Here is a 22,884-nt window from a genome sequence, read left to right on the forward strand (position 1 = left end):
CCGGGGGCGGGCCCCCCCGGCTCATTTCCCCACATAATCCCCCCACTCTCTGGTTGCTTAAGTCAATCAACCGGGCGTACATTCGTCGGCGGCGCACCGGCCCGACATCCCCCCACGGAGGCCCGACCATGTCCCACGCTCAACCCCGGTCCGTGGAGCCGGGGGTGGCGTCCGCGCCCCGGGTGAACCTCGTCGTCGCGGTGCTCGCCTTCGGCGGGATCGTCGTCTCGCTGATGCAGACGCTGGTCATCCCGATCGTCCCCGAACTCCCGAAACTCCTGGACGCCTCGGCCTCCGACGCGACCTGGGCGGTCACCGCGACCCTCCTCGCCGCGGCGGTCGCCACGCCGGTGACGGGCCGCCTCGGCGACATGTACGGCAAGCGGCGGATGCTGCTGGTCAGCCTGGTGACGCTGGTCGCCGGATCGGTCGTCGCCGCGCTCAGCGACGCGCTCGCCCCCATGATCGTCGGCCGCGCCCTCCAGGGCCTCGCCTCCGGAGTGATCCCGCTCGGCATCAGCATCATGCGCGACGAACTCCCCGCCGAACGACTCGGCTCCGCGACCGCCCTCATGAGCGCCTCCCTCGGCATCGGCGGCGCCCTCGGCCTGCCCGCCGCCGCGCTCATCGCCGACCACTTCGACTGGCACATGCTGTTCTGGACGTCCGCCGCGCTCGGCGCCGTCGCGCTGGTACTGGTACCGGCGTTCGTCCCCGAGTCCCGGGTGCGCGCCGGCGGACGCTTCGACTTCCCCGGCGCCGCCGGGATGGCCGCAGGGCTGATCTGCCTGCTGCTCGGCATCTCCAAGGGCGCCGACTGGGGCTGGACCAGCGGGACGACGCTCGGGCTGTTCGCCGCCGCCGTCGTGGTCCTCGTCGGCTGGGGCTTCTTCGAACTGCGGGTCGCCGCACCGCTGGTGGACCTGCGCACCACCGCCCGCCGCCAGGTCCTCGTGACCAACCTCGCGTCCCTGGCCTTCGGGTTCTCCATGTTCGCGATGTCCCTCGTCCTGCCGCAGCTCCTCCAGCTCCCCGAGGCCACCGGGTACGGCCTCGGCAGGTCGCTCCTCGACGCGGGCCTCGTCATGGCGCCGACCGGGCTCGTGATGATGGCCGTCGCCCCGGTGTCCGCGCTCATATCCAAGAAGTGGGGCGCCAAGGTCACGCTGATGGCCGGGGCGGTGATCGTCGCCGTCGGCTACGGCCTCGGCGTCGTCCTGATGTCCGAGGTCTGGCAGCTCGTCCTGGTGTCCTGCGTCGTCGGTGCCGGTATCGGGTTCGCCTACGGTGCGATGCCCGCGCTGATCATGGGCGCGGTGGACCCGGCCGAGACCGCCGCCGCGAACAGCCTCAACACCCTGATGCGGTCCATCGGCACGTCGACCGCCAGCGCCGTCGCCGGGGTGATCCTCGCGCAGCTGACGACCGGGTTCCACGGGGCGGCGCTGCCGTCGGAGAACGGGTTCAAGGTGGTCATGGCGGTCGGGTCGGGGGCGGCGGTGCTGGCGTTCGTGGTGGCGGCGTTCATTCCGCGACGTCGGACGGCGGGTACGGGTATCGGGGCTGGTACTAGTACTGAGGCCGGTACGGGTACCGAGCCGGCGACGAGCGCGCCACCGGCGGATGCACGTGCAGTCGCACCGCAGCCGTACGGAGCGAACGCACCGGCATCCGCAAGCGCGGGCCCGCAGGCCGGAACCCCCGACGCCTGCACCATCGGCGCCGCCGTGGCCATCCCCCTCTCCCGCGCCGTCGCCGAACTCGTCGCGGCCGTCCCGAACCTCGGTGACGGCGTCCCGGGCGGCACCGGACGTCCGGTGCGCGGCCAGGTGCGCGGCGCTGAGAACGTCCCCGTCCCCGGCGCCGCCGTGACGCTGATCTCCCTGGACGGACGGCAGTTGGGCCGCGCGGTCGCCGAGGCCGACGGTACGTACGAGGTCCAGGCGCCCGGCGAGGGCACGTACGTCCTGCTCGCCGCCGCCGACGGGCTCCAGCCGCAGGCGACCACCGTCGTCGTGGGCGCCACGCCCGTGTCGTACGACGTCCTCCTGAGCGGCAGCAGCGGCCTCGCCGGCGTCGTACGCGGCGCGGACGGCGGGGCGCCGGTCGCGGGGGCGGTGGTGATCGTGACCGACGTGCGCGGCGACGTCCTCGCGACCACGCGCACCGACGGGCTCGGGGAGTTCGCGCTCACCGAACTGGTCCCCGGCGCGGTCACGGTCGCCGTCAGCTCGCCCAAGCACCGGCCCCTCGCGCTCCCCGTCGAGATCGCCGGCACCGGCGTGACCCGGATCGAGGCCGAACTCCAGCCCGGCGCGCACGTGCGGGGGACCGTGCGCGGCGCCGGGTTCCCGCTCGGCGACGCCCGGGTGACGCTGGTGGACGCCGCCGGGAACGTCGTCGCCACGACCACGACTGGCGCCGACGGCGCGTACGCCTTCTCCGACCTCGACAGCGGGCAGTACACCGTCATCGCGACCGGCTACCCGCCCCGCGCGACCGGCGTCAGCCTGGCCGGTGACCTCGACGGCCACGACATCGAACTCGCCCACGCGGAGTAGAAGTTGCCGGGTCCCATGTGCGAAGTGCCGCGTGCACGGGACCTGTTCGCGCACCGAACCATTCGCGGGCCCGGGGCGTCTTACGACGCGTCACTCTCACAGCATCCGCACAAGGGGAAACAATGCGACGCACAGCAGCGGCAGTTGCGGCTCTGGCCCTCGCCGTGACGGCACTCGGTACCGCGGCGACCACCGCGACCGCGGCCACGGGGGAGACGGTCGCCGCCTGTCCCACCGGCTGGGGAAGCCTCGACAAGTCCACCTCCTCGTCCACCTACGCCTCGCTGACGAACATCCGGACCGGGCAGCACGACTGCTACGACCGCATGGTCTTCGACATCCCGGGCGGCGGCACCGGCATCGGCTACAACGTCCGGTACGTCGACGCCCTGTACCAGGACGGCAGCGGCGACCTCATCCCCGTCTCGGGCGGCGCGATCCTGGAGGTCCGCGTCTCGGCGCCCAGCTACAACTACGAGACGGGCAAGCCGAGTTACCCCGGCCGCGCCCGGCAGCCCCTGCCCGGTGTCGACATCACCGGCTACAGCACCTTCCGCGACACCCGCTTCGCCAGCAGCTTCGAGGGCGACACCCAGATAGGGCTGGGCCTGCGGGCCCGACTCCCGTTCCGCGTCCAGCAGTTGGCGGACAAGATCGTCGTCGACGTGGCGCACTCCTGGTGAAACCACCGCCGGGGGTCGGCCGTCTCACACCGGCCCCCGGCCCCGCCCCGCAGGCGAGCTGGTTGACTGTGCACGAGCACGTGCACGGCGAAGGAGGACCATGCCCGACCTGCGGATCGGCGGAATCCGGCTCCAGTACGACGACGAGGGCACCGGCGACCCCGTCGTCCTGGTGATGGGACGAGGCGCCGGGGGCCGCGTCTGGCACCTCCACCAGGTCCCCGCCCTCAAGGCGGCCGGGCACCGCGTCGTCACCTTCACCAACCGGGGCATCCCGCCGAGCGACCCGAGCCCGCAGGGGTTCACCATCGACGACATGGTCGCCGACACGGCCGGCCTCATCGAGCACCTCGGTCTCGGCCCGTGCCGCGTCGTCGGCACCTCCCTGGGTGCGTACGTCGTCCAGGAACTCATGCTCGCCCGGCCCGAGTTGGTCAGCCAGGGCGTCCTGATGGCCACCCACGGCCGCACCGACGCCTACCGCCGGGCCGCGATCGCCGCCGAACGCGCCCTGTACGCCGAGGGGTTGACGCTCCCCGCCGCCTACACGGCCTGGAACCGCGCCCTGCGCAACCTCTCCCCGGCCACCCTCGACGACGAACAGAGCCTCCAGGACTGGCTGGACCTCTTCGAGTTCGCCCGCGAGGACACCGGCCCCGGCAGCCGCGTCCAACTCGAACTCAACGCCCCCGAAGGACGGTTGGCTGCCTACCGGCAGATCGGGACGCCCACCCTGGTGATCGGGTTCGCCGACGACGCGGCCCTCCCCGCCAGGCTCAGCCGCGAGGTCGCCGACGCGATCCCCGGGGCCGTGTACCGGGAGGTCAAGGACTGCGGCCACTACGGCTATCTCGAACGCCCGGACGCCGTCAACCGGTTGATGCTCGACTTCTTCCGGGGCGCCGGCCGCTGAGGCGTTCTTGAAGCCCCGCGCCGAGCCCCCGTACCGTGCGGGGACGATCGTCGCCGGGGAAAGGCGGGGCATGACCCACGTCGAGGACGAACTGCTGACCCAGCCCGAGTGCTGGACCCGCGCCGTGTCCCAAGCCGCCGACCACCAGGCCGAGTTACCCGCACCCGGCGAACGCGTCGCGATCGTCGGATGCGGCACCTCGTACTACATGGCCCAGGCCGCAGCAGCCCTGCGAGGCGGCGAGACGGACGCCTGGGCCGCCTCGGAGTTCCCGTACGACCGGCCCTACAACCGCGTCGTCGCCCTCACCCGCTCCGGTACGACCACGGAAGTGCTGGACCTGCTGCGGCGGGTACGCGGACGGGCCCGCACGACCGCCGTCACCGCCGACCCGGACACGCCTGTCGCGACGGCCGCCGACGCCGTCGTCACCCTCGACTACGCCGACGAACGCTCCGTCGTCCAGACCCGGTTCGCCACCACGGCCCTCACCCTCCTGCGCGCCCACCTCGGCCTCCACCCGGACACGGCAATACCCGACGCCCGTACGGCACTTGCCGAGCCGCTGCCCCAAGGGCTCGTCGAATGCGGACAGTTCACGTTCCTCGGGCGCGGCTGGACCGTCGGGCTCGCGAACGAGGCGGCGCTGAAGATGCGGGAGGCGTCGCTGGCGTGGACCGAGGCGTATCCGGCGATGGAGTACCGGCACGGGCCCATCAGCGTCAGCACGGCCGGGACGGCGACCTGGATGTTCGGCGAGCAGCCCGACGGGCTCGCCCAACAGGTGCGTGACACCGGGGCGTTGTGGGTCCAGGGGGAGTTGGACCCATTGGCTGAACTGGTCCGGGCGCAGCGGCTCGCGGTGGCCGTCGCGGCAGCCCGGGGGCTCGATCCCGACCGGCCTCGTCACCTCACGCGTTCGGTGATCCTCACGCCCTGACGTCCGGAGGCGCACGATGACCCTCACCACCACGGCCGACCTCGTCACCCACGCCGCTCGACTCCGGTCCGCCGTCGCCGCGTTCAACATCATCACCCTGGAGCATGTCGAGGCGGTCGTCGAAGGCGCCGAGTCCCTCGGGGCGCCGGTCGTGCTCCAAGTCAGCGAGAACGCGGTCAAGTTCCGCCGGGACGACGTGCACCCCCTCGCCCGCGCTGCTCTCGCCGTTGCCCAACAGGCCGTCGTACCCGTCGCGTTGCACCTCGATCACGTCCGTGACGACCGGCTGCTCCGGCAGGCCGCCGACGCCGGGTTCAGCTCGGTGATGTACGACGCCTCGCACTTGCCGTACGACGAGAACCTCGCCGCGACGCGGGGCGCCGTCGACTGGGCGCATGCCCAAGGGCTGTGGATCGAGGCCGAGTTGGGGGAGATCGGCGGGAAGCGGGGTGCGCACGCGCCGGGTGTGCGCACCGATCCCGGTGAGGCACGGGCGTTCGTCGCGGACTCCGGTGTGGACGCGCTGGCCGTCGCCATCGGCAGCACGCACGCGATGACCAGCCGCACCGCCGCCCTGGATCACGACCTGCTGAAACGGCTCGCGGACGCCGTCGACGTCCCCCTCGTCCTGCACGGCTCCTCCGGCGTCCCCGACCCCGAACTCACCGCCGCCGTCGCGGGCGGCATCACCAAGGTGAACGTCGGCACGGCCCTCAACGTCGCGCTGACCGAGGCGATTCGCGTGCACCTGCGCGAGCATCCGGACGCGGCGGACTGCCGTGCGTACCTCGGCGCGGGCCGGGAGGCGATGGCGCGGGAGGCCGCGCGGATCATCCGGGTACTCAGCTCTGCTTGACCGCCTTCAGCACCACGAACTTCGGGTTCCCGGCGACGACTTCGCTGTTCCCGAACAGTTTCCGCAGCTTCACGTGGTAGCCGAGGTGCCGGTTGCCCACCACCCACAGTTCGCCGCCCGGCCGCAGGACCCGCCGCGCGCCGGTGAACATGCGCCACGACGTCGCGTCCGTCGTCGCCTGGTGGGAGTGGAACGGCGGGTTGTTGAGGACGACGTCCACGCTGGCGTCCGGCACGCCCGTGAGGCCGTCGCCGACCCTGAACTCGGCATGTCCGGGTACCCCGTTGGCCTTGTACGTCGCCTCCGCCGAGGCCACCGCCTGGAACGACTCGTCCGTGAAGAGGACCTCGGCCTCGGGGTTGGCGAGCGCCACCGCCGTACCGACGACGCCGTTGCCGCAGCCGAGGTCCACGACCCGGCGCACACCCGTCGTACCGGGCAGATGCGTGAGGAAGAAGCGCGTGCCGATGTCGAGGCGGTCGGCGCAGAAGACGCCCGCGTGCCCGACGACCGGGTGGCCGGAGAGGGCGCCGACGTCGTCCGGGAGGGTGTAGCCGTACGGCCACGGGTTGGCCGGGCGCTCCAGCGCCGGGTCCGGGGTGGAGAAGATCAGGCGGGCCTTCTGGTGGGCCAGGGACGTACGGGTCGGTCCCAGGATCCGCTCGAACAGGCGGAGCGTCGAGGTGTGGATCTCCTTGACCATGCCGGTGCCGACGACGACCGTGCCCGCGTGCAGCGACGGCGCGAGCCGCAGGAGCTGGTCCTCCAGGAGCGCGAGGCTCTTGGGGACGCGCACGAGCAGCACGTCGATACGGGCGGGCGGCGGGTCCTGCGAGGTCAGCAGGCGTACGGCGCCGGTCGCGACACCGGCGCGCGCGAGGTTGGCGCGGGTCGCCTCCTGGCCCAGCCACGAGTCGGTGATCTGCGTCGGCCCCGCCTGCGCGAGCGCCGTCACCAGCGCACCCCATCGGTCGCCGAACACGACGACCGTGCCGGTCAGCGGCACCGCCTGCTCGTGCAGATGCGTGAGCAGATACGCGTCGGCGGCGTCCCAGGCACGCAGCCGGTCGCGCGGGTCCTCGGGGAAGCGGCTCAGCTCAAGCTCGCCCCACGGCGTCGTCATACGGTCGTTCATCGTCAGCCAGGCTAGCCGAACCGCAGCTCAGACCGGGTGCGGCAGGATGGTGAGATGGACGACGAGCTGTTTCCCCGGGAGCGTACGCAGGTCGCGCCGGGCGCCGTGCACGTGCCCGACTGGCTGGACGCCGCTGCCCAGCGCGACCTGCTCGAAGCGTGCCGGGAGTGGGCGCGCCCGCCGGCCGGCCTGCGCACGGTCCGCACCCCGGGCGGCGGCACCATGACCGCCCGCCAGGTCTGCCTGGGCTGGCACTGGTATCCGTACGCGTTCGCCCGCACGGTCGTCGACGGCGACGGGAGCGCGGTGAAACCTTTCCCCGCGTGGCTGGGGGAGCTGGGGCGGCGGGCGGTCGCGGCGGCGTACGACGGACCGCCGGAGCCCGGACCGGCGTACGACATCGGCCTCGTCAACTTCTACGACGCCGACGCCCGCATGGGCATGCACCAGGACGCCGAGGAGCGGTCGGACGCGCCGGTGGTGTCGCTGAGCCTGGGGGACCGGTGCGTGTTCCGGTTCGGGAACACCGGGTCGCGGGGGAAGCCGTACACGGACGTCGAGCTGCGCAGCGGGGACCTGTTCGTGTTCGGCGGGGCGTCGCGGAGGGCGTTCCACGCGGTGCCGAAGGTGTTCCCGGGGACGGCGCCGGACGGGCTCGGGCTCGTGGGGCGGCTGAACGTGACGCTGCGCGTCAGCGGTCTCGCGCACGGCCACGGCACCGAGCGGATCATGGGAGACTCGCTCTCATGAGCGGCAAGGCGGACCCCCGGCCGGCGGGGGAAGGGACCACCTCAAGGGCGCGGCTGGACCGGGGGCGTGGCGCGCTCGGGCCCGCGCTGGAGCTCGTGCACACCGGGCGGGCGCCGACGCGCGCGGTCCTCACGGCCGAACTCGGTGTGACGCGTGCCACTGCGGGCGCGGTCGCCGCCGAGCTGGAGGCGCTCGGCCTGATCCGGGTCGACGCGCACCCCACGGCCGCCGCCGGCTCCCAGGGCCGGCCCTCGCACCGGCTCGAACTCGCCGAGGACGGACCGGTGGTGCTGGCCGCGCAGGTCCACACCGACGGTTACCGGGCCGCGTTGGTCGCGCTGGGCGGCCGGATCGTGGCGACGACCCCGAGTTGCGAGGCGGTCGACGCGGATCCGGCGAAGATCCTCAGCGCGGTCGTCGAGGCGGGCGCCGAGCTGCTGCGGAGCAGCGGACGCCGCTGCGTCGGCGCCGGGCTCGCCGTACCGTCGGCCGTCGCCGAACCCGAGGGCCTCGCCCTCAACCCCCTGCACCTGGCCTGGCCGGTGGGGGCGCCGGTGCGGGAGATCTTCGCCGAGCGGATCGCGGCGGCCGGTGTCGAGGGGCCCGCGTTCGCCGCGAACGACGTGAACCTCGCGGCGCTCGCCGAGCACCGGCACGGCGCCGGGCGGGGCGCCCGCGACCTGCTGTGCGTGGCCACCGGACACCGGGGCGTCGGCGGCGCGCTCGTCCTCGACGGCCGTCTGCACACGGGGAGTTCGGGGCTCGCGCTGGAGGTCGGCCACCTCACCGTGAACCCCGAGGGCCGCCCCTGCTACTGCGGCAGCCGAGGCTGTCTCGACGTCGAGGCCGACCCGCTGGCCCTGTTGACCACCGCCGGGCGTGAACCCGGGCCGGAGGGCTCGCTGTTGCACCAGGCGAACCGGCTGGTGCGTGAGGAGTACGGCGATCCCGTGGTCCGCGCGGCGGCCGAAACCCTCATCGACCGGCTGGGGTTGGGGCTCGCCGGGCTGGTGAACATCCTCAACCCCGACCGGATCATCCTCGGCGGGCTCCACGGCACGCTCTTCGACGCCGCCCCGGAGCGGCTGCGGGCCGTCGTCGCCGACCGGAGCCTGTGGGGGAGGAGCGGTGGGGTGCCGATCCTCGCGTGTTCGCTGGACCACAACAGCCTTGTTGGGGCTGCTGAGTTGGCTTGGCAGCCGGTGCTGGACGATCCGTTGGGGACGGTGAGCGCGTAGGCGGAGTGGCGCCTGAGGGGCGAGTCGGCTCAGAGTGTCGTCCCGCCGTCGATCACCAGGTCCGTGCCGACCAGCGGGGCCGCGTCCTGCGACGCCAAGTAGAGGACGGCGCGGGCGACTTCGTCCGTCGTGACGGCCCGGCCCAGCGGCGACTGCTCCTTCATCCGCGCCGCGCGGCCCTCCTCCGTCTCGCCCGGCAGCAGGGACATGGAGGTCCGAGTGACGCCGGGGCTCACGGAGTTGATGCGGACGCCGTCCCGGATGTGCTCCAGGGCGGCGCCCCGGGTGAGGGAGGCGACGGCGGCCTTGCTCGCGGAGTAGGCGGTCATGCCCGGCTTCTGCGTGTGGACGCCGAGGTTGGAGGCGATGTTGACGATCGCGCCGCCGTGGGGCTGGGCGCGCATCTGCCGTACCTCGGCACGCAGCGCGAGGAAGAGGCCGGTCAGGTTGGTGTCCATGAGCGCGTGCCAGTCCGCGAGGCCGGTGTCGGCGAGCGGCTGCCCGGCCCGGGCGATGCCGGCGTTGTTCACCGCGACGTCCAGGGAGCCGAACCGCTCTACGGCGGCCCCGATCAGCGCGTCGATGCTGTCGGGGTCCGTCACGTCGGCCGGCTGGGCGATCGCGACGCCGCCCGCCCGCTCGACGAGCGTGACCGTCTCCTCCAGCGCGGTCCGGGTGCGTCCGGAGGCGACGACGTACGCGCCCTCGGCGGCGAAGGCGAGTGCGAGGGCGCGGCCGATGCCGGAACCGGCGCCGGTGATCAGGGCTGTGCGGCCGGAGAAACGGGGCTGAGACATGGTGAGCCTTTCCAGAACGGTCGGTCTTGAATGAGGGCGGGAATGTCTGAGGCAGGGGGCGGGAGTGTCGGTCGAGCGGACTGTCAGTCGAGCAGCGTCAGCGCCTGCTCCACCGCGTCCCGCACCCGTGCCGTCGGGTCGGTCGACGCCTTGCCGATGATCCGCAGGCCCTGGAGGAAGACCAGCAGCATCCGGGCGAGCGCGCGCGGATCGCGGTCCTGCGTCAACTCGCCCTGCGCCTGGGCCCGTACGAGGGCTGAGTGCAGCAGCGTCTCCAACTGCTCCCAGCCCGCCTCGACGAGGCGCGCGGCTGCGGGGTCGTGCGGGGCTAGCTCGGCGGCCGTGTTGACGATGAGACAGCCGCGCCTGCGGTCGGGGTCGCCGGTGGCCTCGGCGGCGAACCGCCGCACGACCGCCCGGACGCCGGGCAGCGCCGGGCCCGGTGCCGCCAACTCCCGTACCAGGAACGAGAGGTTGAGGTCGCTGTAGCGGTCCAGCGCCTTCAGGTACAGGTCGTGCTTGCTGCCGAAGGTCGCGTAGATGCTGGCGCGGGCGATGCCGAGGTGCTCGACGAGGTCGGCCATCGAGGTGGCCTCGTAGCCGCGCCGCCAGAACAGGTCCAGAGCGGACTGGAGGGCGGCGTCCGGGTCGAATTCCTTGGTCCTCGCCATGGGGGGAGACTAGGCTATTCGAGAACGAGTGGTCAATTAAGGGCGGTGAGGCTCCACAGTGCCGCCACCACCGGGCGCCGCAGGTCCGCGCGGCGTACGCAGAGTCCGACCGTGAGGGGTTCTGGGCGTGGTGTCACGGGGACGACGGTCAGGCGGTCGCGTACGGCGCTGTGCTCCAGGACCAGGCGGGGGACGATGCCGGTTCCGCAGCCGAGGGCGACGAGGGTCAACAGGCCCTCGTGGCCGTCGGGTTCGCATGCGACCTCGGGGGTCACGCCCTGGGTCCGGAACCAGCGGTCGGCGGCTTCGCGGACCAGGCCGCGTTGGGGGAGGACGAAGGGGCCGGTGAGGGCGGCTCGGGTGTGCGCCGCTCCTTCGGTCCGCGCCTCCCCGGCACGCGTCGTCACGAACACCAGCTCCGTCCTCGCCACCGTCCTGCTCGCCAACCCCTCCGGGAGCCGCTCCGGGATTCCCGCCACGGCGACGTCCGCGTCCCCCTCGTCCAGCCGGGCCAGTGCCGCCGCCGCGTCCCCGGTGCGCAGGTCCAGCCGTACCTGTGGGTGGGCCGCGCGGAACGGGGCCAACAGGTCGGGCAGCAGCGCCTGGCAGGCCGTCACCGTCGCGAACACCGAGAGGCTGCCCGTGAGATGGGCCGGGTCGGGATGCTCCTCGCGGTACGCGCGCCACAACTCCAGCGCCTGGACGGCGTATTCACGGAACCGGTGGCCCTCGGAGGTGAGCGCGACCCCGCGCGGGCCCCGGTCGAAGAGCCGGTGGCCGAGGTCCGTCTCCAGCCGCTGCACGGTCCGGGTGAGCGTCGCCGGGCTGACATGGCAGTCCAGACTGGTCCGCCCGAAGTTCAGCGACTGCGCCAGATGAAGGAAGAGACGCAGCTCCCGGTGATCGTCACGCATACCCTGACCTGCCTGTTTCGTTTCCCGCAACGCTGCGGTACAAGAGTTGCGCTTGTCGCAACACCCGGCCGGAGCCTACAACTCGGACATGACCTTCACCTCCCGCGTCTTCCCCCTCGACACGCTCGACGTCCCCGGCGGCACGGAGACCGTCCTCCCCGGCGGACGGCACCTCTTCCCCCTGCTGCCCCGGGCGTTCGCGGGCGTCGAGCGGATCGGCGTCCTAGGCTGGGGTCCGCAGGGCCGCGCCCAGGCCCTCAACCTCCGTGACTCCCTTGCCGGTTCACCGATCCGGGTCACCGTCGGACTGCGCCCCGGCTCCCGCTCGGCCGCCGACGCCCGCGCCCTCGGCTTCGTCGAGGAGGACGGCACCCTCGGTGACTGGCTCGCGGTCGCCGCCGAGAGCGACCTCGTCATCCTCCTCATCTCGGACGCGGCTCTCGCGGCCCAACACGCGGAGATCTTCGGCGTGTTGAAGCCCGGCGCCGTCATCGGGCTCTCGCACGGCTTCCTCCTCGGCCATCTCCGCGAGACCGGCGGGGAGTTCCCGCCCGGACACGGTGTCATCGCCGTCTGCCCCAAGGGCATGGGTGACTCCGTCCGCCGCCTCTACGAACAGGGCGCGGAGGTCAACGGCGCCGGGATCAACAGCAGTTTCGCCGTCCACGCCGACCCCGACGGCCGCGCCACCGAACTCGCCCTCGGCTGGTCGGTCGCCCTCGGGGCGCCGTACACCTTCCGGACCACCCTGGAGAGCGAGTACCTCTCCGACATCGTCGGTGAACGCGCCATCCTGCTCGGCGCCGTGCACGGCATGGTCGAGAGCCTGTACGGACGGTTCCGGCTGGCTGGGGACGACGAGGTCACGGCGTACACGAGATCCTGCGAGGCGGTGACCGGGCCGATCGCCCGGACCATCTCGCGTGCCGGACTCCGGGCCGTGCGCGAGGAGTTGGGGGACGAGGGGCGGGACGTCTTCGACCGCGCGTACACCGCGTCGTACGGGCCCGCGCGGGAGATCGTCGCCGAGATCTACGACGAGGTCGCCGACGGGACCGAGCTGCGCAGCGTGATCCTTGCCGAACGGCGGCTCGCGGCGCGGGAGATGAGCCGGATCGGTGGGTCGCCGATGTGGGCGGTGGCGCCCCGTGTGCATGCCCGGCGTGGTCAACTCGGCGACACTGGCGGGGCGTTCACCGTCGAGCCGTTCACCGCTGGGGTGTTCGTCGCGACGATGGTCGCGCAGATCGACGAGTTCGCCGAACGCGGGCACCCCTGGTCGGAGATCGTCAACGAGTCGGTGATCGAGGCGGTGGATTCGCTGCTGCCGTACATGCATGCCCGCGATGTGGCCCACATGGTCGACAACTGCTCGCGGACCGCCCGGCTGGGGGCGCGGCGCTGGGGGCCGAGGTTCCAGGCGGCGTACGAGCAGGTTGCGTTCCCGTCCGCTGAACTCCCGGCTGACGGCGGCTTGTTGAAGGCATTCGACCAGCATCCGGCGCATCGGGCGCTGGCTGCGGCGGCCCGGTTGCGGCCGTCTGTGGACATCTCCGTGGCGTGACGCGGGTTGATGTGGACGGGGGGCGGGCCGACGAGAGCGGGACGCGCTGACGCAGGCGGGGCGTGGGCCGACGAGAACGCGATGCGCTGGCTCGGACGGGGCGAGAGTTGACGCAGGCGTGACGCGGGTTGAGGAGAGCGGGACGCGCCCACGCGGACGGACATGCTGACGTGGGCAGGGGGCGGGCAGACGCGGGCGCGCCGCCGCCTCGTACGCAAACCGCGTCGGTTCGCCCACCCCGTACGTGACCAGCGAGGATGGGCGGGACCACCCCGCACCGGGAACCACCCCCGCACCGGGACCACCCCGCTGCACCGGAACCACCCCCGCCCCACCAGAAAGCTGACGTCATGACCGACAAACTCACCGTCACCGTCCTCGGCACCGGCATCATGGGCGCCGCGATGGCCCGCAACCTCGCCCGCGCCGGGCACACCGTCCGCGCCTGGAACCGCACCCGCGCCAAAGCCGAACCGCTGACCGCCGACGGAGTCACCGTCGTCGACTCCGCCGCCGAGGCGGTGCGCGGCGCCGACGCCGTCGTCACCATGCTGTACGACGGCGGCGCGGTACGGGACGTCATGCGCGACGCGCTGCCGGGCCTCGGGGACGGGACGCTGTGGGTGCAGTCGACCACCGCCGCGCTCGACTCCGTCGAGGAGTTCGCGGAGTTCGCGCGCGAGCACGGCCTCGTGTTCTTCGACGCGCCCGTCCTCGGCACCCGGCAGCCGGCCGAGGCGGGTCAGCTCACGGTGCTGGCGGCCGGTGCCGTGTCCCAACGTGCCGCCGTAGCCCCGGTGTTCGACGCGGTCGGCGCCCGCACCGTCTGGACCGGCGAGGAGCCGGGCGGCGCGACCCGCCTCAAACTGGTCGCCAACAGCTGGGTGTTGGCCGCGACCGCCGCCACCGGTGAGGTCCTCGCCCTCGCCCAGTCCCTCGACGTCGACCCCCAGGACTTCTTCGCCCTGATCGCCGGCGGCCCCCTCGACATGGGCTACCTGCACGCCAAGGCGGCCCTCATCCTCGAAGACCGCCTCTCCCCGGCCCAGTTCGGCGTGACGACGGCGGAGAAGGACGCGCGGCTGATCGTCGAGGCGGGCAGGGCGGGAGGCGTCCGCCTCGACGTGGCCGAAGCCGCAGCAGAGCGCCTGGCACGGGCCGCAGCAGCGGGACACGGCGAGGAGGACATGGCGGCGGCGTACTTCGCGAGCTTCGGTCCGGACGCCTCGGGTACCGGTTCCGGCGAGCAGCAGAACGGCTGAGCGCCCGAACTCACCGCCACGCCTCCGGGCCCCCACGGTCCCAACTCACCCCCCCGCACCCGTCCGGGCTCACCCGCCCAAGGCCGTCCGGGCTCACCCCTCACGGCCGCCCCAACTCCCCCCCCAGCCCACCCCAACTCACCCCCAAGCCACGGAGAACGCCCGCCCCGCGTTCTCCGTGAGCATCCTCCCCACCACCCCCTCCCCAACAACCGCCACCAACCGCTCCCGCACTCGCCGCAACAGATACGGCATCCCCGGCCCCCCATTCACCGACCGCGCCCCAGCAGTCGTCGTATCACCCCCAAGAAGCACCCGATCCCCGAACCCGCCCTCCACAAGGGCGAGTACAGCGTCCGGCATCCGCCAGTCGGTGGCGTGATTAGCGTGGGACGGCCCGTCGAACGCCAAGTAGCACCCGCTCTCCGCGATATGACGATGCGTCAAGAAGTCCGGCGAACGGTTCAGATGCCCCAGGACCACGGACTCCGGCGCAACCCCCAACTCCCCGCACAACAGGTCGAGTACATCGAGCGCCCCCGTCCCCAGCTCCAGATGCACAGCGACCGGCGCCCCCGTCGCATGGTGGGCCTCGGCAGCGGCGGCCATGGTCCAGCGGGCGTGCGCATCCAGCCCATGGAACCCGCCCGCCACCTTCACGAACCCCGCCCGCACCCCCGACGCCCCGATCCCCACGGTGAGTTCGGCGACGAACACCTCCGCGAGCCGCGCCCCGCGCACCTCCTCGACGACGCCCTCGTCGTAGTGCCGGGCCTGGTGCAACCCGGTCGCGGCGACGACGTACACCCCCGACTCCCGTGCCAGCGACGGCAGATCGGCCGCACGCCGGCCCATCCGGTACGGCGTCCACTGCATCACGGCCCCGCCGCCCAGCTCCCGGAACGCGGCCAGTTCCGCCCGCGCGGCCGAGGGGCTGTGCAACTCCTGTCCGGGGAGGATCGGGCTGCTGAGGAAGAGATGGTCGTGGGCGTCGCAGATGCCGAGCTGTTCGGGCGGTACGTCACCGAGGACCGTCCGGACGGTCCTCACCACTGTCGCCCCCTGGGCAGCTCCGCGAGCCCCGGCGCCGACAGGTGCAGCACGCGGAACACAACGCCCTCCGCCCCCGGCGCATCGTGCGCCCACAGCGAGAACCGCACGATCTCCCACCGCGAGGTGTCCACCCCCGCCGCGGCCACCACCACCCCGTCCTCCCGGGCCAGCTTCCCGACCGCCTCCGCCTCGCCCTCCATCACCTCGGCGTACACCGCGCCGTCCGGCGGAACCGGCACCCGCTGCCGCACGGCCACGACGGCGGGCGAGCCGACGGCGCCGCCGACGTCGTACGCCGTACCGCTCCACTGCCGTACGGCCGGCCGCCCGAAGTCGTCGCTCAGCCGCTGGAACGCGCCGCCCCAGAGGAAACGGTTCATGCCCTGCGCGGTGTGCCACAGGTAGAACGGGGCGTACTGGTTGACGGGCGAGCCGTCGACGCCGCGTTCGCGCAGGAGGTACGCCTTGAGGCCGAGGCCCTGCCAGTCGTCCAGGAGATGCCCGGCGCGGGCCACGCGCGCGTGCACGATGCTCATGTCGTAGTCGGCGGGAAGGGTGAGTTCGTACTGCATCGCATGCATGACGGCTCCTCAGGCGGAGTGCGCGCGGGCGTAGTCGTGCGGGTCGACGTGGTCGGCCCAGTCGACGGTCGTGCCGTCGGCGGCGGCCTCGACGGTGGCGATGTGCGACATGCCGGTGCGGGGCCCGGCGCCGTGCCAGTGCAGCTCGCCGGGTTCGATCCACACGGTGTCACCCGCGCGGATCGCCTCGACGGCACCGCCCTCGCGCTGCACCAGACCCTCGCCGTCGGTGACGTGCAGGACCTGGCCGTGCGGATGGCGGTGCCAGGCGGTGTGCGCGCCGGGGGAGAAGTGGACGTGGTAGATCCGCAGCCGGGACGGCGCGGGCGGCACGGCGATCTCGTCGAGCCGGACGGCGCCGGTGAAGTTCTCGGCGGGACCCTGTACGGAGTCGGGCCGAACTCGGGTGATCTGCATAGGAGTTCCTCTAACTTTGGGGTGCCAGCAGGGCGAGCAGGCCTCGGACGCCCGCGTCGAACGCGTCCGGGGAGCCGGAGGCGCGGGCCAGGACGTAACCGCCCTGGACGGTCGCGACGACCGCCGAGGCGATCTCCGCCGCGTCCAGCGAGGGCGCGAACTCGCCCTGTTCCTGGCCCAGTTCGACGACCTCGGCGATCCGCGCGCGGATGCGGGCGAGCGTCTCGTCGACGGGTGCGCGCAGTTCGGGGCTGGCCATGATGTCGGGGTCCATCGTGAGACGGCCGACCGGGCAGCCGCGCAGGACGTCGCGCTCGCGGCGCAGGTACGCCGCGATGCGCTCGTACGGAGTGCCCGGCGCGTCCAGGACCGCCTCGGCCGTGGCCAGCAACTCCTCGGCCGTACGCCGGATCGCGGCCAGCGCCAGATCGGGCTTGCCCTTGAAGTGGTGGTACATGCTGCCCTGCCCGGCGCCCGCGCGCTCCAGGATCGCCTTGGGGCTGGTGCCCACGTAACCGCGCTCCCACAGCAGCTCGCGGGTGGACTCGATGAGGCGTTCCGAGGTGCTCATGATCGTACTGTACATACTAGTAGTTACAGAATCCAGGCTCCGGGGGAGTACCGAGTGACCCCCCACGTACTCCCCAGGAGGTACGCGAGGTACCGCCACCCGTGCGACGACCCGACCCCCCTCCCGGCGAGAGCCTCGGCAGTGACAGACGAATCGCTGCCGAAGGAGATGACCAGCGATGGACACCCTCGCGAGCGGATACGGCGGCCCCGGCCCCTGGATCCTGCTGTTCCCCCTGTTCTGGGCGGCTGCCGTGGCCGCAGTCGTCACCGTCGTACGCCGTACGGGTGGCTGGCGCGGGCGCACACGCCCCGGCGCACGCTCCCTCGGGGACGCGCCCCTCGCCGTCCTCGGACGCCGCTTCGCCGCCGGGGAGATCGACGAAGAGGAGTACTGGCGCCGCCAATCGGTGCTGGAGGAGCACTTCGGGCGCAAGGGCGGTGACGCGTGATGGCGACGACGGCTGCCGCGCGGGTCACCGGCGCGGTGAAGGTGTACGGCGCCGGCGACACCGCCGTACGCGCGCTGGACGGCGTGAGTGTGGAGTTCCCGGCCGGGCGGTTCACCGCGATCATGGGGCCGTCGGGGTCGGGGAAGTCGACGCTGATGCACTGTGCGGCGGGGCTCGACACGCTGTCCTCGGGGGCCGCGTGGATCGGTGACACCGAGCTGGGGGCGCTGGACGACCGGCGGCTCACCGTGCTGCGCCGGGACCGGGTGGGGTTCGTTTTCCAGGCGTTCAACCTGCTGCCGACGCTCACCGTCGCCGAGAACATCCGGCTGCCCCTCGACCTCGCCGGGCGGCGCGGGGACGGCGAGTGGATCGACGCGCTGATCGACGTCGTCGGCCTGCGCGACCGGCTCCACCACCGCCCCTCGCAGCTCTCCGGCGGCCAGCAGCAGCGCGTCGCCGTGGCCCGCGCCTTCGCCGGGCGCCCCGACGTCGTCTTCGCCGACGAGCCGACCGGCAACCTCGACTCGCGCGCGGGCGAGGAGGTGCTCGGGCTCCTCGGCCGTACGGCGCGGGAGACGGGCCGCGCGGTGGTCATGGTCACCCACGACCCGCTCGCGGCGGCCCATGCGGACGAGATCGTGTTCCTGGCGGACGGCCGGCTGGTCGACCGGATGGAGGCGCCGACGGCGGAACGGGTGCTGGACCGGGTGAAGGCGTTCGAGGTACGGCAAGGAGAGGTACGGCAGGGAGAGGTGCGGTCATGAACAACGTCATCCACGACAACGTCCCCCACGACAACGCCCCACTCACCCCGCCCCCGACCTCAACCACCCGCACCACCCTCCGCCTGAGCCTCTCCGCCCTCCGAGCCCACCGCCGCCGCTTCGCCGGAACCTTCCTCGCCGTGTTCCTCGGTGTCTCCTTCCTCGCGGGCACCCTCGTGATGGGCGACACCCTGCGCGCCGGCTTCGACACGATGTTCGGCAGCGCGACGGCCGGTACGGACGCGGTCGTACGCGGCGCGGACGCGATCACCACGCCGGGCGACAGCCAGGGCGTACGGCGGCCGGTGCCGACCGCGCTGGTGCGTGACCTGGCGGGCGTCCCCGGCGTCGCCGCCGCCGAGCCCGACATCCAGGGCGCCGGACAGCTCCTCGGCCGCGACGGCAACCCCATCGGCGGCAAGGGCCCGCCCACCCTCGCGGGCAACTGGATCACCGACCCGCGCCTCAACCCGTACCGCCTGGCCGAGGGCCGCGCCCCCGCGCACCCCGGAGAGGCGGTCGTGAACCGGGCCACCGCGAAGAAGGGCGGCCTGCGTCTCGGCGACACGACGATCCTGCGTACGCCCGACCCCGTACGGGTCAGGATCGTGGGCCTGGCGACGTTCGGCGGCGCCGACGGCATGGCCCAGGTCACCTACACGGGCCTGACCCGAGCGGACGCGGAACGGTACCTCACCGCACGCCCCGGCCTCGCGACGAGCATCCTCGTGCGGGCGGCGGACGGGGTGAGCCAGAAGGAGCTGGTCGAGCGGCTGACTCCCGTGCTCCCCAAGGGAGTCGAGGCCATCACCGGCCAGGAGGTCGCCCGCGAGGACACGGACATGATCGGCCGTCAGTTCCTGGACGTCTTCACGGCGTTGCTGCTGGTCTTCTCCGGAATCGCCCTGCTGGTCGCGACGTTCTCCATCCACAACACGTTCGCGATCGTCGTCGCCCAACGCACCAGGGAAAACGCCCTGTTGAGGGCCGTGGGAGCATCCCGGCGGCAGGTCACGGCAACCACCCTCACCGAGGCGGCAGTTGTCGCGCTCACCGCGTCGGCGGCCGGACTCGCGGGCGGCATCGGCATCGCCACCGGACTGAAGGCCCTGTTCCCGGCGCTCGGATTCCCCTTCCCCGAAGGCGAGTTGGTGGTCAGCGTGCTCTCACTCGCCCTGCCGCTGCTGGTCGGCACGGTGGTGTGCTTGGTCTCCGCGCTGCTGCCCGCTGTACGGGCCGGGCGTACGGCCCCGCTCGCGGCGCTGCGGGACGTGGCGGTCGACGTGTCGGGTACGTCGCGCCGGCGGGCCGTCGTCGGGGTCGCGCTGCTGGCGGTCTCGGCCGGCGTCCTGGTCTCACCGTCCTTGTGGACGGCGGGAGTCGGCGCCGTCCTCGTCCTGGTGGCCTTCGTGGTGCTGGGCCCGGTCGCGTCGTCGGCCGTGATCCGGGTACTGGGCGGACCGCTGGCGAAACTGCGGGGCGTCACCGGCGCCCTGGCCCTGCGCAACGCGCTGCGCAGCCCCCGGCGGACGGCCGCCACGGCGAGCGCGCTGATGATCGGCGTGGCCGTCGTGTCCCTGTTCACCGTGTTCGGCGCCTCGCTGAAGGCGACGATGGACCGGACCGTCGCGAGGTCGTTCGCGGGCGATCTCGCCGTGAGCGCACCGGCGTTCGGCGCGGGCGGCAGCGGACTGAGCCCGAAACTGGCCCCGGCGATCGACAGGCTGCCGGAGGTCGACACGGCCGTGGGCCTCGGCAAGGGAGTGGCCGAAGTGAACGGCGACGGACGCGAGTTGACGGTCACCGACCCCACCGCCCTCGCCCGCACCTTCGAACTCGGCACGGTCCAGGGCGACATGAACTCCCTCGGCGCCGACGGCATCGCCGTCACCCGCACAGAGGCCCGCAAGCAGCACCTCACGGTCGGCGCCACGACCCGCCTCACCTTCACGGACGGACAACGCCTCACCTTCACCGTCCGCGCCCTGTACGGCCGTTCGGAACTCGCCGGCGACTACGTCATCACCCGCCAGGCCTGGTCCCCGCACCGCACGCAGGACCACGACACCCTGGTCGCGGTGTCCCTCAAGAAGGGCGTCGGCGAACACGCGGGCAAGGCGGCCGTCGAGCAAGTCGCCGAGCAGTACGGCGATCCGAAGGTGCAGACCCGGGACGAGTACGCCGAGTCCTCGGCGGGCGGCATCGACATGATGCTCACCCTCGTCTACGCGCTGCTGGCGCTCGCCGTCCTCATCGCCCTGCTCGGCATCGCCAACACCCTGACCCTCGCGATCCACGAACGCACCCGGGAACTGGGCTTGTTGAGGGCGGTCGGCCAGACCCGCGCGCAACTGCGGGCCATGGTCCGCTGGGAGTCCGTCCTGGTCGCGGCGTTCGGCACGACAGGCGGACTCGCGCTGGGCGGCTTCCTCGGCTGGGTGCTCGTCAGGGCCTCCGACGGGGCGAGCGACAGCGAATTCGCCTTCGCCGTACCGGTGTTGCGGCTGGCGATCGTCGCGCTGGTGGGCCTGACGGCGGGCGTACTGGCCGCGCTGAGGCCGGCGCGCAGGGCGGCACGGCTCAGTGTGCTGGGGGCCGTGGCCGTGGAGTGAGACCGGGAAGCGTGTGCCGGGTCGCATCGGTTGCGGCCCGGCACGTACGCGTTCGCCTATACGGGTTCCCAGGGGTTCGTCTCGTAGCAGTCCAGCAGCAGGCTCCTGGCGTCCGGATCCACGGCCAGCCGCACCCCGTCGACGCTCGCGACCGGCAACGCCGGTGAGATCGAGTTCGTGAGGAAGGCGGACAGCGCGGGAGTGAGGTCGGCGGGCCGCACCTCGCGCTGCTGCGACAAAACGCCCTTCGCCTCCAACCCCCGCCGCAGCAACTGCATGGTGATGCCCGGCAGCACGGCAGCCTCGGGCCAGACGACCCGCTCGCCGTCGTAGAAGCAGACGTTCCACACCGACGCCTCGGAGATCCGGCCGTGCCGGTCCGTGAACAGCGCGTCGTCGTACCCGGCGAGGGCCGCCAGCCGCCGGTGGTGGGTGAGGCCGAACGTCGCGGCGTGCTTGATGTGCGGCAGGTCGCGTTCGTACGGCACCGTCCGTAGCCGCATCGGCTCGGACCCCGCCTCGACGGGAGCGCTCGTCGTCACCGCGAGTCGCGGCTCCACGGCCTCGCCGCGCGCCACCAGGTCCAGCCCGTGGGCGAAGACGGTCACCCGGACCGACACGTCGTCCGGACCCGCGTCGAGGGCGTGCCGCAGACACGACCGCACCCGCTCGGCGGCGACGCCGGTGCCGAACACATCGCGCGCGCTTTCGTCCAGCCGCCGTAGGTGCAGGTCGAGACCCCGGACCGCGCCCCCGCGCACCTGCATCGACGTGAAGTGCGCGTAGCTGGATCGCGCCAGCAGCTTCAGATCCTCGACGCCGTCGACTTCCACCCGCTCGATGACAACCCCCTCCTTCGCGCGACCACGCCCACCCTAGGCCGCCGGGAAACGGGGCGTCAGACCCGGGCCGCCGCCCGGTGCGGCTCGGCCACGGGCTGCGGGGCGGCGAGTTCGGCGGGCGACATCACGTCCCCCAGAGGGCTCGCCGGGTCCGTCACCGACAGCGTGAACCACACGACCTTCCCCTCCGCCCCCTCCGACCGCGCGCCCCAGCTCTCGCTGACCGCCGCCACCATCGCGAGGCCCCGGCCGCAGGTGGCCAGCGTGTCGATGTCGTCCATCGCGGCCACCACCGGCAGCCGGGGATCCCGGTCGCGCACCGAGACGGTCAGCTGCCCGAGCAGCAGTTCCATCTCCACCACGCAGGTGTTGTCCGGCCGCGCGTGCCGGTGGACGTTGGCCAGCAGCTCCGTCACACCGAGCACGGCCCGGTCTATGAGGGGGTCCAGCTGCCAGTACCGCAGATGTGCGGCAACGATTCTGCGGACCTGGCCGATCCGCGACGGCAGGGCTTGCAGCTCCACCGTGCAGTGCCTGTTCGGGTTGCTGATCACGCTGCGACTCCCCGACGTGAGGTCCGGAGGAAAACGGAGTTCGGATCGTTTCGGCAGCGCGTCCCGGACAGCGGCCGGCTGCGTTCGTGCCCGGCGGGCTGGTTCGCAGCGTTATCGCCGGTAAACCCAGAGTGACGTCAGTTCAGAGTGGCTCAGGGGGAGCGGGGGCGCAACTTCGGGAGGGAGGGGCGTACGGCATCACGCACCACGACGCACCACCCCCGTCGGCCTCACCCGCCCCCAGCCCTCCGCACCGCCTCGACGAACCTCCGCGCGGCCGGAACCCCGGTCCGCCCCGGCCCCGACGTGGCTAAAGTCAGCGAGTACCGCGTCCCGTTGACCTCGGCACGCGCGCGGCCGTCCGCGCCGAACCAGGCCCTGGACGCGCGGACCGAACCCACGGGCGCGCTGTCGATCTCGCTGCCGTGGCTGTTGAGCAGCTCCAGCCGGCCGTCGCTGATCCGGACCCGCCCGGCCCGGGTCAGCGACCGGAGTCTTCTGCCGATGCGGACGCCCGTCGCCGTGAACTCCGGCTCCGCCATGCCGCTCCGCCCCCTCGCCGCCCGTGAGTGCCCCCCGGTGCCGTGCAGTCTGCCGCCCGGGGACGTACGGCACCAGTGGGCCGGGAGGACCCGCGGCGCTCGCCCGGAGCACTCGCGCGAATGCGCCCCCTGAGGGTTCCTTTGGGGTGCTCAAAGGTGTGTTTATGCAGGTGGGAAGCGTGTGACGGGTGTCTATGATCGAGGCGACGG

General features: G+C 72.7%; 23 protein-coding genes. 12 read left to right on the top strand and 11 right to left on the bottom strand.

Annotated features, from left to right (window positions below):
* The first annotated feature begins 128 nt into the window (after positions 1–128).
* From J8M50_RS42625 to J8M50_RS42645, 5 genes are all read left to right on the top strand, one after another.
* Entirely contained in the window at positions 129–2,561 is a 2,433-nt protein-coding gene (locus J8M50_RS42625) for an MFS transporter (protein WP_029183746.1), read from the top strand.
* Between the two features lie 122 nt (positions 2,562–2,683).
* Positions 2,684–3,244, top strand: a complete 561-nt coding sequence (locus tag J8M50_RS42630; RefSeq protein ID WP_010352966.1) for an AMIN-like domain-containing (lipo)protein — start codon at positions 2,684–2,686, stop codon at positions 3,242–3,244.
* Positions 3,245–3,344: 100 nt separating this feature from the next.
* The gene (locus tag J8M50_RS42635; RefSeq protein WP_010352965.1) at positions 3,345–4,157 is read left to right on the top strand and encodes an alpha/beta fold hydrolase; all 813 of its coding nucleotides are present in this window, start codon (positions 3,345–3,347) and stop codon (positions 4,155–4,157) included.
* Between the two features lie 70 nt (positions 4,158–4,227).
* Positions 4,228–5,097, top strand: a complete 870-nt coding sequence (locus J8M50_RS42640) for an SIS domain-containing protein (protein WP_010352964.1) — start codon at positions 4,228–4,230, stop codon at positions 5,095–5,097.
* A gap of 16 nt (positions 5,098–5,113) precedes the next feature.
* Positions 5,114–5,953 (top strand): class II fructose-bisphosphate aldolase, encoded by an 840-nt coding sequence (locus J8M50_RS42645; protein WP_010352963.1) that lies wholly within the window; start codon positions 5,114–5,116, stop codon positions 5,951–5,953.
* Here the strand turns inward: J8M50_RS42645 and J8M50_RS42650 are convergent.
* A complete protein-coding gene (locus J8M50_RS42650) occupies positions 5,940–7,076 on the bottom strand; it encodes a methyltransferase (RefSeq protein ID WP_010352961.1) in 1,137 nt (378 codons plus the stop codon). The two genes, J8M50_RS42645 and J8M50_RS42650, sit on opposite strands and share 14 nt — an antisense overlap.
* A gap of 66 nt (positions 7,077–7,142) precedes the next feature.
* Here J8M50_RS42650 and J8M50_RS42655 point away from each other — a divergent pair, with 66 nt between their 5' ends.
* Both J8M50_RS42655 and J8M50_RS42660 read left to right on the top strand, forming a co-directional pair.
* Positions 7,143–7,838 (top strand): alpha-ketoglutarate-dependent dioxygenase AlkB family protein, encoded by a 696-nt coding sequence (locus J8M50_RS42655; protein WP_010352960.1) that lies wholly within the window; start codon positions 7,143–7,145, stop codon positions 7,836–7,838.
* Positions 7,835–9,076 (top strand): ROK family protein, encoded by a 1,242-nt coding sequence (locus tag J8M50_RS42660; protein ID WP_010352959.1) that lies wholly within the window; start codon positions 7,835–7,837, stop codon positions 9,074–9,076. The genes J8M50_RS42655 and J8M50_RS42660 overlap by 4 nt, the downstream gene beginning before the upstream one ends.
* Positions 9,077–9,105: 29 nt before the next feature.
* On the opposite strand, the gene J8M50_RS42665 is transcribed toward J8M50_RS42660, so the two are convergent.
* From J8M50_RS42665 to ilvY, 3 genes are all read right to left on the bottom strand, one after another.
* Positions 9,106–9,873 (bottom strand): SDR family NAD(P)-dependent oxidoreductase, encoded by a 768-nt coding sequence (locus J8M50_RS42665; RefSeq protein ID WP_010352958.1) that lies wholly within the window; start codon positions 9,871–9,873, stop codon positions 9,106–9,108.
* Between the two features lie 83 nt (positions 9,874–9,956).
* Complete coding sequence (locus tag J8M50_RS42670) at positions 9,957–10,544, bottom strand: TetR/AcrR family transcriptional regulator (protein ID WP_010352957.1); 588 nt, start codon at positions 10,542–10,544, stop codon at positions 9,957–9,959.
* 32 nt (positions 10,545–10,576) lie between these two features.
* On the bottom strand, positions 10,577–11,458 hold the full coding sequence (gene ilvY, locus J8M50_RS42675; protein ID WP_010352956.1) for an HTH-type transcriptional activator IlvY: 882 nt from the start codon (positions 11,456–11,458) through the stop codon (positions 10,577–10,579).
* 88 nt (positions 11,459–11,546) lie between these two features.
* Between ilvY and J8M50_RS42680 the strand changes: the two genes are divergently transcribed.
* Together J8M50_RS42680 and J8M50_RS42685 are read left to right on the top strand one after the other, a co-directional pair.
* On the top strand, positions 11,547–13,022 hold the full coding sequence (locus tag J8M50_RS42680) for a ketol-acid reductoisomerase (protein ID WP_010352955.1): 1,476 nt from the start codon (positions 11,547–11,549) through the stop codon (positions 13,020–13,022).
* A gap of 350 nt (positions 13,023–13,372) precedes the next feature.
* Positions 13,373–14,284 (top strand): NAD(P)-dependent oxidoreductase, encoded by a 912-nt coding sequence (locus tag J8M50_RS42685; RefSeq protein WP_010352954.1) that lies wholly within the window; start codon positions 13,373–13,375, stop codon positions 14,282–14,284.
* A gap of 138 nt (positions 14,285–14,422) precedes the next feature.
* On the opposite strand, the gene J8M50_RS42690 is transcribed toward J8M50_RS42685, so the two are convergent.
* From J8M50_RS42690 to J8M50_RS42705, 4 genes are read right to left on the bottom strand one after another with little or no spacing between them, the layout of a single operon-like run.
* Entirely contained in the window at positions 14,423–15,334 is a 912-nt protein-coding gene (locus tag J8M50_RS42690) for a phosphotriesterase family protein (RefSeq protein ID WP_040836123.1), read from the bottom strand.
* Positions 15,331–15,918 carry a DUF4865 family protein gene (locus tag J8M50_RS42695; RefSeq protein WP_029183745.1) on the bottom strand — a complete coding sequence of 196 codons (588 nt, stop codon included), beginning with the start codon at positions 15,916–15,918 and terminating at the stop codon, positions 15,331–15,333. The genes J8M50_RS42690 and J8M50_RS42695 overlap by 4 nt, the downstream gene beginning before the upstream one ends.
* 9 nt (positions 15,919–15,927) lie before the next feature.
* Positions 15,928–16,335: a (R)-mandelonitrile lyase gene (locus J8M50_RS42700; RefSeq protein WP_010352951.1), complete on the bottom strand. Its 408-nt coding sequence runs from the start codon at positions 16,333–16,335 to the stop codon at positions 15,928–15,930.
* 10 nt (positions 16,336–16,345) lie between these two features.
* Complete coding sequence (locus tag J8M50_RS42705) at positions 16,346–16,921, bottom strand: TetR/AcrR family transcriptional regulator (protein WP_010352950.1); 576 nt, start codon at positions 16,919–16,921, stop codon at positions 16,346–16,348.
* Between the two features lie 163 nt (positions 16,922–17,084).
* Between J8M50_RS42705 and J8M50_RS42710 the strand changes: the two genes are divergently transcribed.
* From J8M50_RS42710 to J8M50_RS42720, 3 genes are read left to right on the top strand one after another with little or no spacing between them, the layout of a single operon-like run.
* The gene (locus J8M50_RS42710) at positions 17,085–17,357 is read left to right on the top strand and encodes an SHOCT domain-containing protein (protein ID WP_010352949.1); all 273 of its coding nucleotides are present in this window, start codon (positions 17,085–17,087) and stop codon (positions 17,355–17,357) included.
* Entirely contained in the window at positions 17,357–18,124 is a 768-nt protein-coding gene (locus J8M50_RS42715) for an ABC transporter ATP-binding protein (RefSeq protein ID WP_010352948.1), read from the top strand. The genes J8M50_RS42710 and J8M50_RS42715 overlap by 1 nt, the downstream gene beginning before the upstream one ends.
* Positions 18,121–20,736, top strand: coding sequence for an ABC transporter permease (locus J8M50_RS42720; protein WP_010352947.1), 2,616 nt, complete (start codon positions 18,121–18,123; stop codon positions 20,734–20,736). Before J8M50_RS42715 ends, J8M50_RS42720 begins: the two co-directional genes overlap by 4 nt.
* A gap of 56 nt (positions 20,737–20,792) precedes the next feature.
* Here J8M50_RS42720 and J8M50_RS42725 read toward each other — a convergent pair whose 3' ends face one another.
* The 3 genes from J8M50_RS42725 to J8M50_RS42735 form a co-directional block, all read right to left on the bottom strand.
* Complete coding sequence (locus tag J8M50_RS42725; RefSeq protein ID WP_010352946.1) at positions 20,793–21,569, bottom strand: aminotransferase class IV family protein; 777 nt, start codon at positions 21,567–21,569, stop codon at positions 20,793–20,795.
* Positions 21,570–21,634: 65 nt separating this feature from the next.
* Positions 21,635–22,132: an ATP-binding protein gene (locus tag J8M50_RS42730; RefSeq protein WP_010352945.1), complete on the bottom strand. Its 498-nt coding sequence runs from the start codon at positions 22,130–22,132 to the stop codon at positions 21,635–21,637.
* A 230-nt stretch (positions 22,133–22,362) separates the two neighbouring features.
* Positions 22,363–22,674 (bottom strand): hypothetical protein, encoded by a 312-nt coding sequence (locus tag J8M50_RS42735; RefSeq protein WP_010352944.1) that lies wholly within the window; start codon positions 22,672–22,674, stop codon positions 22,363–22,365.
* Positions 22,675–22,884 lie beyond the last annotated feature (210 nt).

The organism is Streptomyces acidiscabies, assembly GCF_020010905.1.
GTDB lineage: Bacteria > Actinomycetota > Actinomycetes > Streptomycetales > Streptomycetaceae > Streptomyces > Streptomyces acidiscabies.

Excerpts from the sequence above, each read along its gene's own strand:
- J8M50_RS42650 (WP_010352961.1), bottom strand. The coding sequence starts at position 7,076 with ATGACGACGCCGTGGGGCGAGCTTGAGCTGAGCCGCTTCCCCGAGGAC.
- J8M50_RS42640 (WP_010352964.1), top strand. The coding sequence starts at position 4,228 with ATGACCCACGTCGAGGACGAACTGCTGACCCAGCCCGAGTGCTGGACC.
- J8M50_RS42685 (WP_010352954.1), top strand. The coding sequence starts at position 13,373 with ATGACCGACAAACTCACCGTCACCGTCCTCGGCACCGGCATCATGGGC.
- J8M50_RS42655 (WP_010352960.1), top strand. The coding sequence starts at position 7,143 with ATGGACGACGAGCTGTTTCCCCGGGAGCGTACGCAGGTCGCGCCGGGC.
- J8M50_RS42695 (WP_029183745.1), bottom strand. The coding sequence starts at position 15,918 with ATGCATGCGATGCAGTACGAACTCACCCTTCCCGCCGACTACGACATG.
- J8M50_RS42665 (WP_010352958.1), bottom strand. The coding sequence starts at position 9,873 with ATGTCTCAGCCCCGTTTCTCCGGCCGCACAGCCCTGATCACCGGCGCC.
- J8M50_RS42660 (WP_010352959.1), top strand. The coding sequence starts at position 7,835 with ATGAGCGGCAAGGCGGACCCCCGGCCGGCGGGGGAAGGGACCACCTCA.
- J8M50_RS42705 (WP_010352950.1), bottom strand. The coding sequence starts at position 16,921 with ATGTACAGTACGATCATGAGCACCTCGGAACGCCTCATCGAGTCCACC.
- J8M50_RS42700 (WP_010352951.1), bottom strand. The coding sequence starts at position 16,335 with ATGCAGATCACCCGAGTTCGGCCCGACTCCGTACAGGGTCCCGCCGAG.
- ilvY (WP_010352956.1), bottom strand. The coding sequence starts at position 11,458 with ATGCGTGACGATCACCGGGAGCTGCGTCTCTTCCTTCATCTGGCGCAG.
- J8M50_RS42670 (WP_010352957.1), bottom strand. The coding sequence starts at position 10,544 with ATGGCGAGGACCAAGGAATTCGACCCGGACGCCGCCCTCCAGTCCGCT.
- J8M50_RS42715 (WP_010352948.1), top strand. The coding sequence starts at position 17,357 with ATGGCGACGACGGCTGCCGCGCGGGTCACCGGCGCGGTGAAGGTGTAC.
- J8M50_RS42625 (WP_029183746.1), top strand. The coding sequence starts at position 129 with ATGTCCCACGCTCAACCCCGGTCCGTGGAGCCGGGGGTGGCGTCCGCG.
- J8M50_RS42735 (WP_010352944.1), bottom strand. The coding sequence starts at position 22,674 with ATGGCGGAGCCGGAGTTCACGGCGACGGGCGTCCGCATCGGCAGAAGA.
- J8M50_RS42645 (WP_010352963.1), top strand. The coding sequence starts at position 5,114 with ATGACCCTCACCACCACGGCCGACCTCGTCACCCACGCCGCTCGACTC.
- J8M50_RS42635 (WP_010352965.1), top strand. The coding sequence starts at position 3,345 with ATGCCCGACCTGCGGATCGGCGGAATCCGGCTCCAGTACGACGACGAG.
- J8M50_RS42630 (WP_010352966.1), top strand. The coding sequence starts at position 2,684 with ATGCGACGCACAGCAGCGGCAGTTGCGGCTCTGGCCCTCGCCGTGACG.
- J8M50_RS42680 (WP_010352955.1), top strand. The coding sequence starts at position 11,547 with ATGACCTTCACCTCCCGCGTCTTCCCCCTCGACACGCTCGACGTCCCC.
- J8M50_RS42720 (WP_010352947.1), top strand. The coding sequence starts at position 18,121 with ATGAACAACGTCATCCACGACAACGTCCCCCACGACAACGCCCCACTC.
- J8M50_RS42710 (WP_010352949.1), top strand. The coding sequence starts at position 17,085 with ATGGACACCCTCGCGAGCGGATACGGCGGCCCCGGCCCCTGGATCCTG.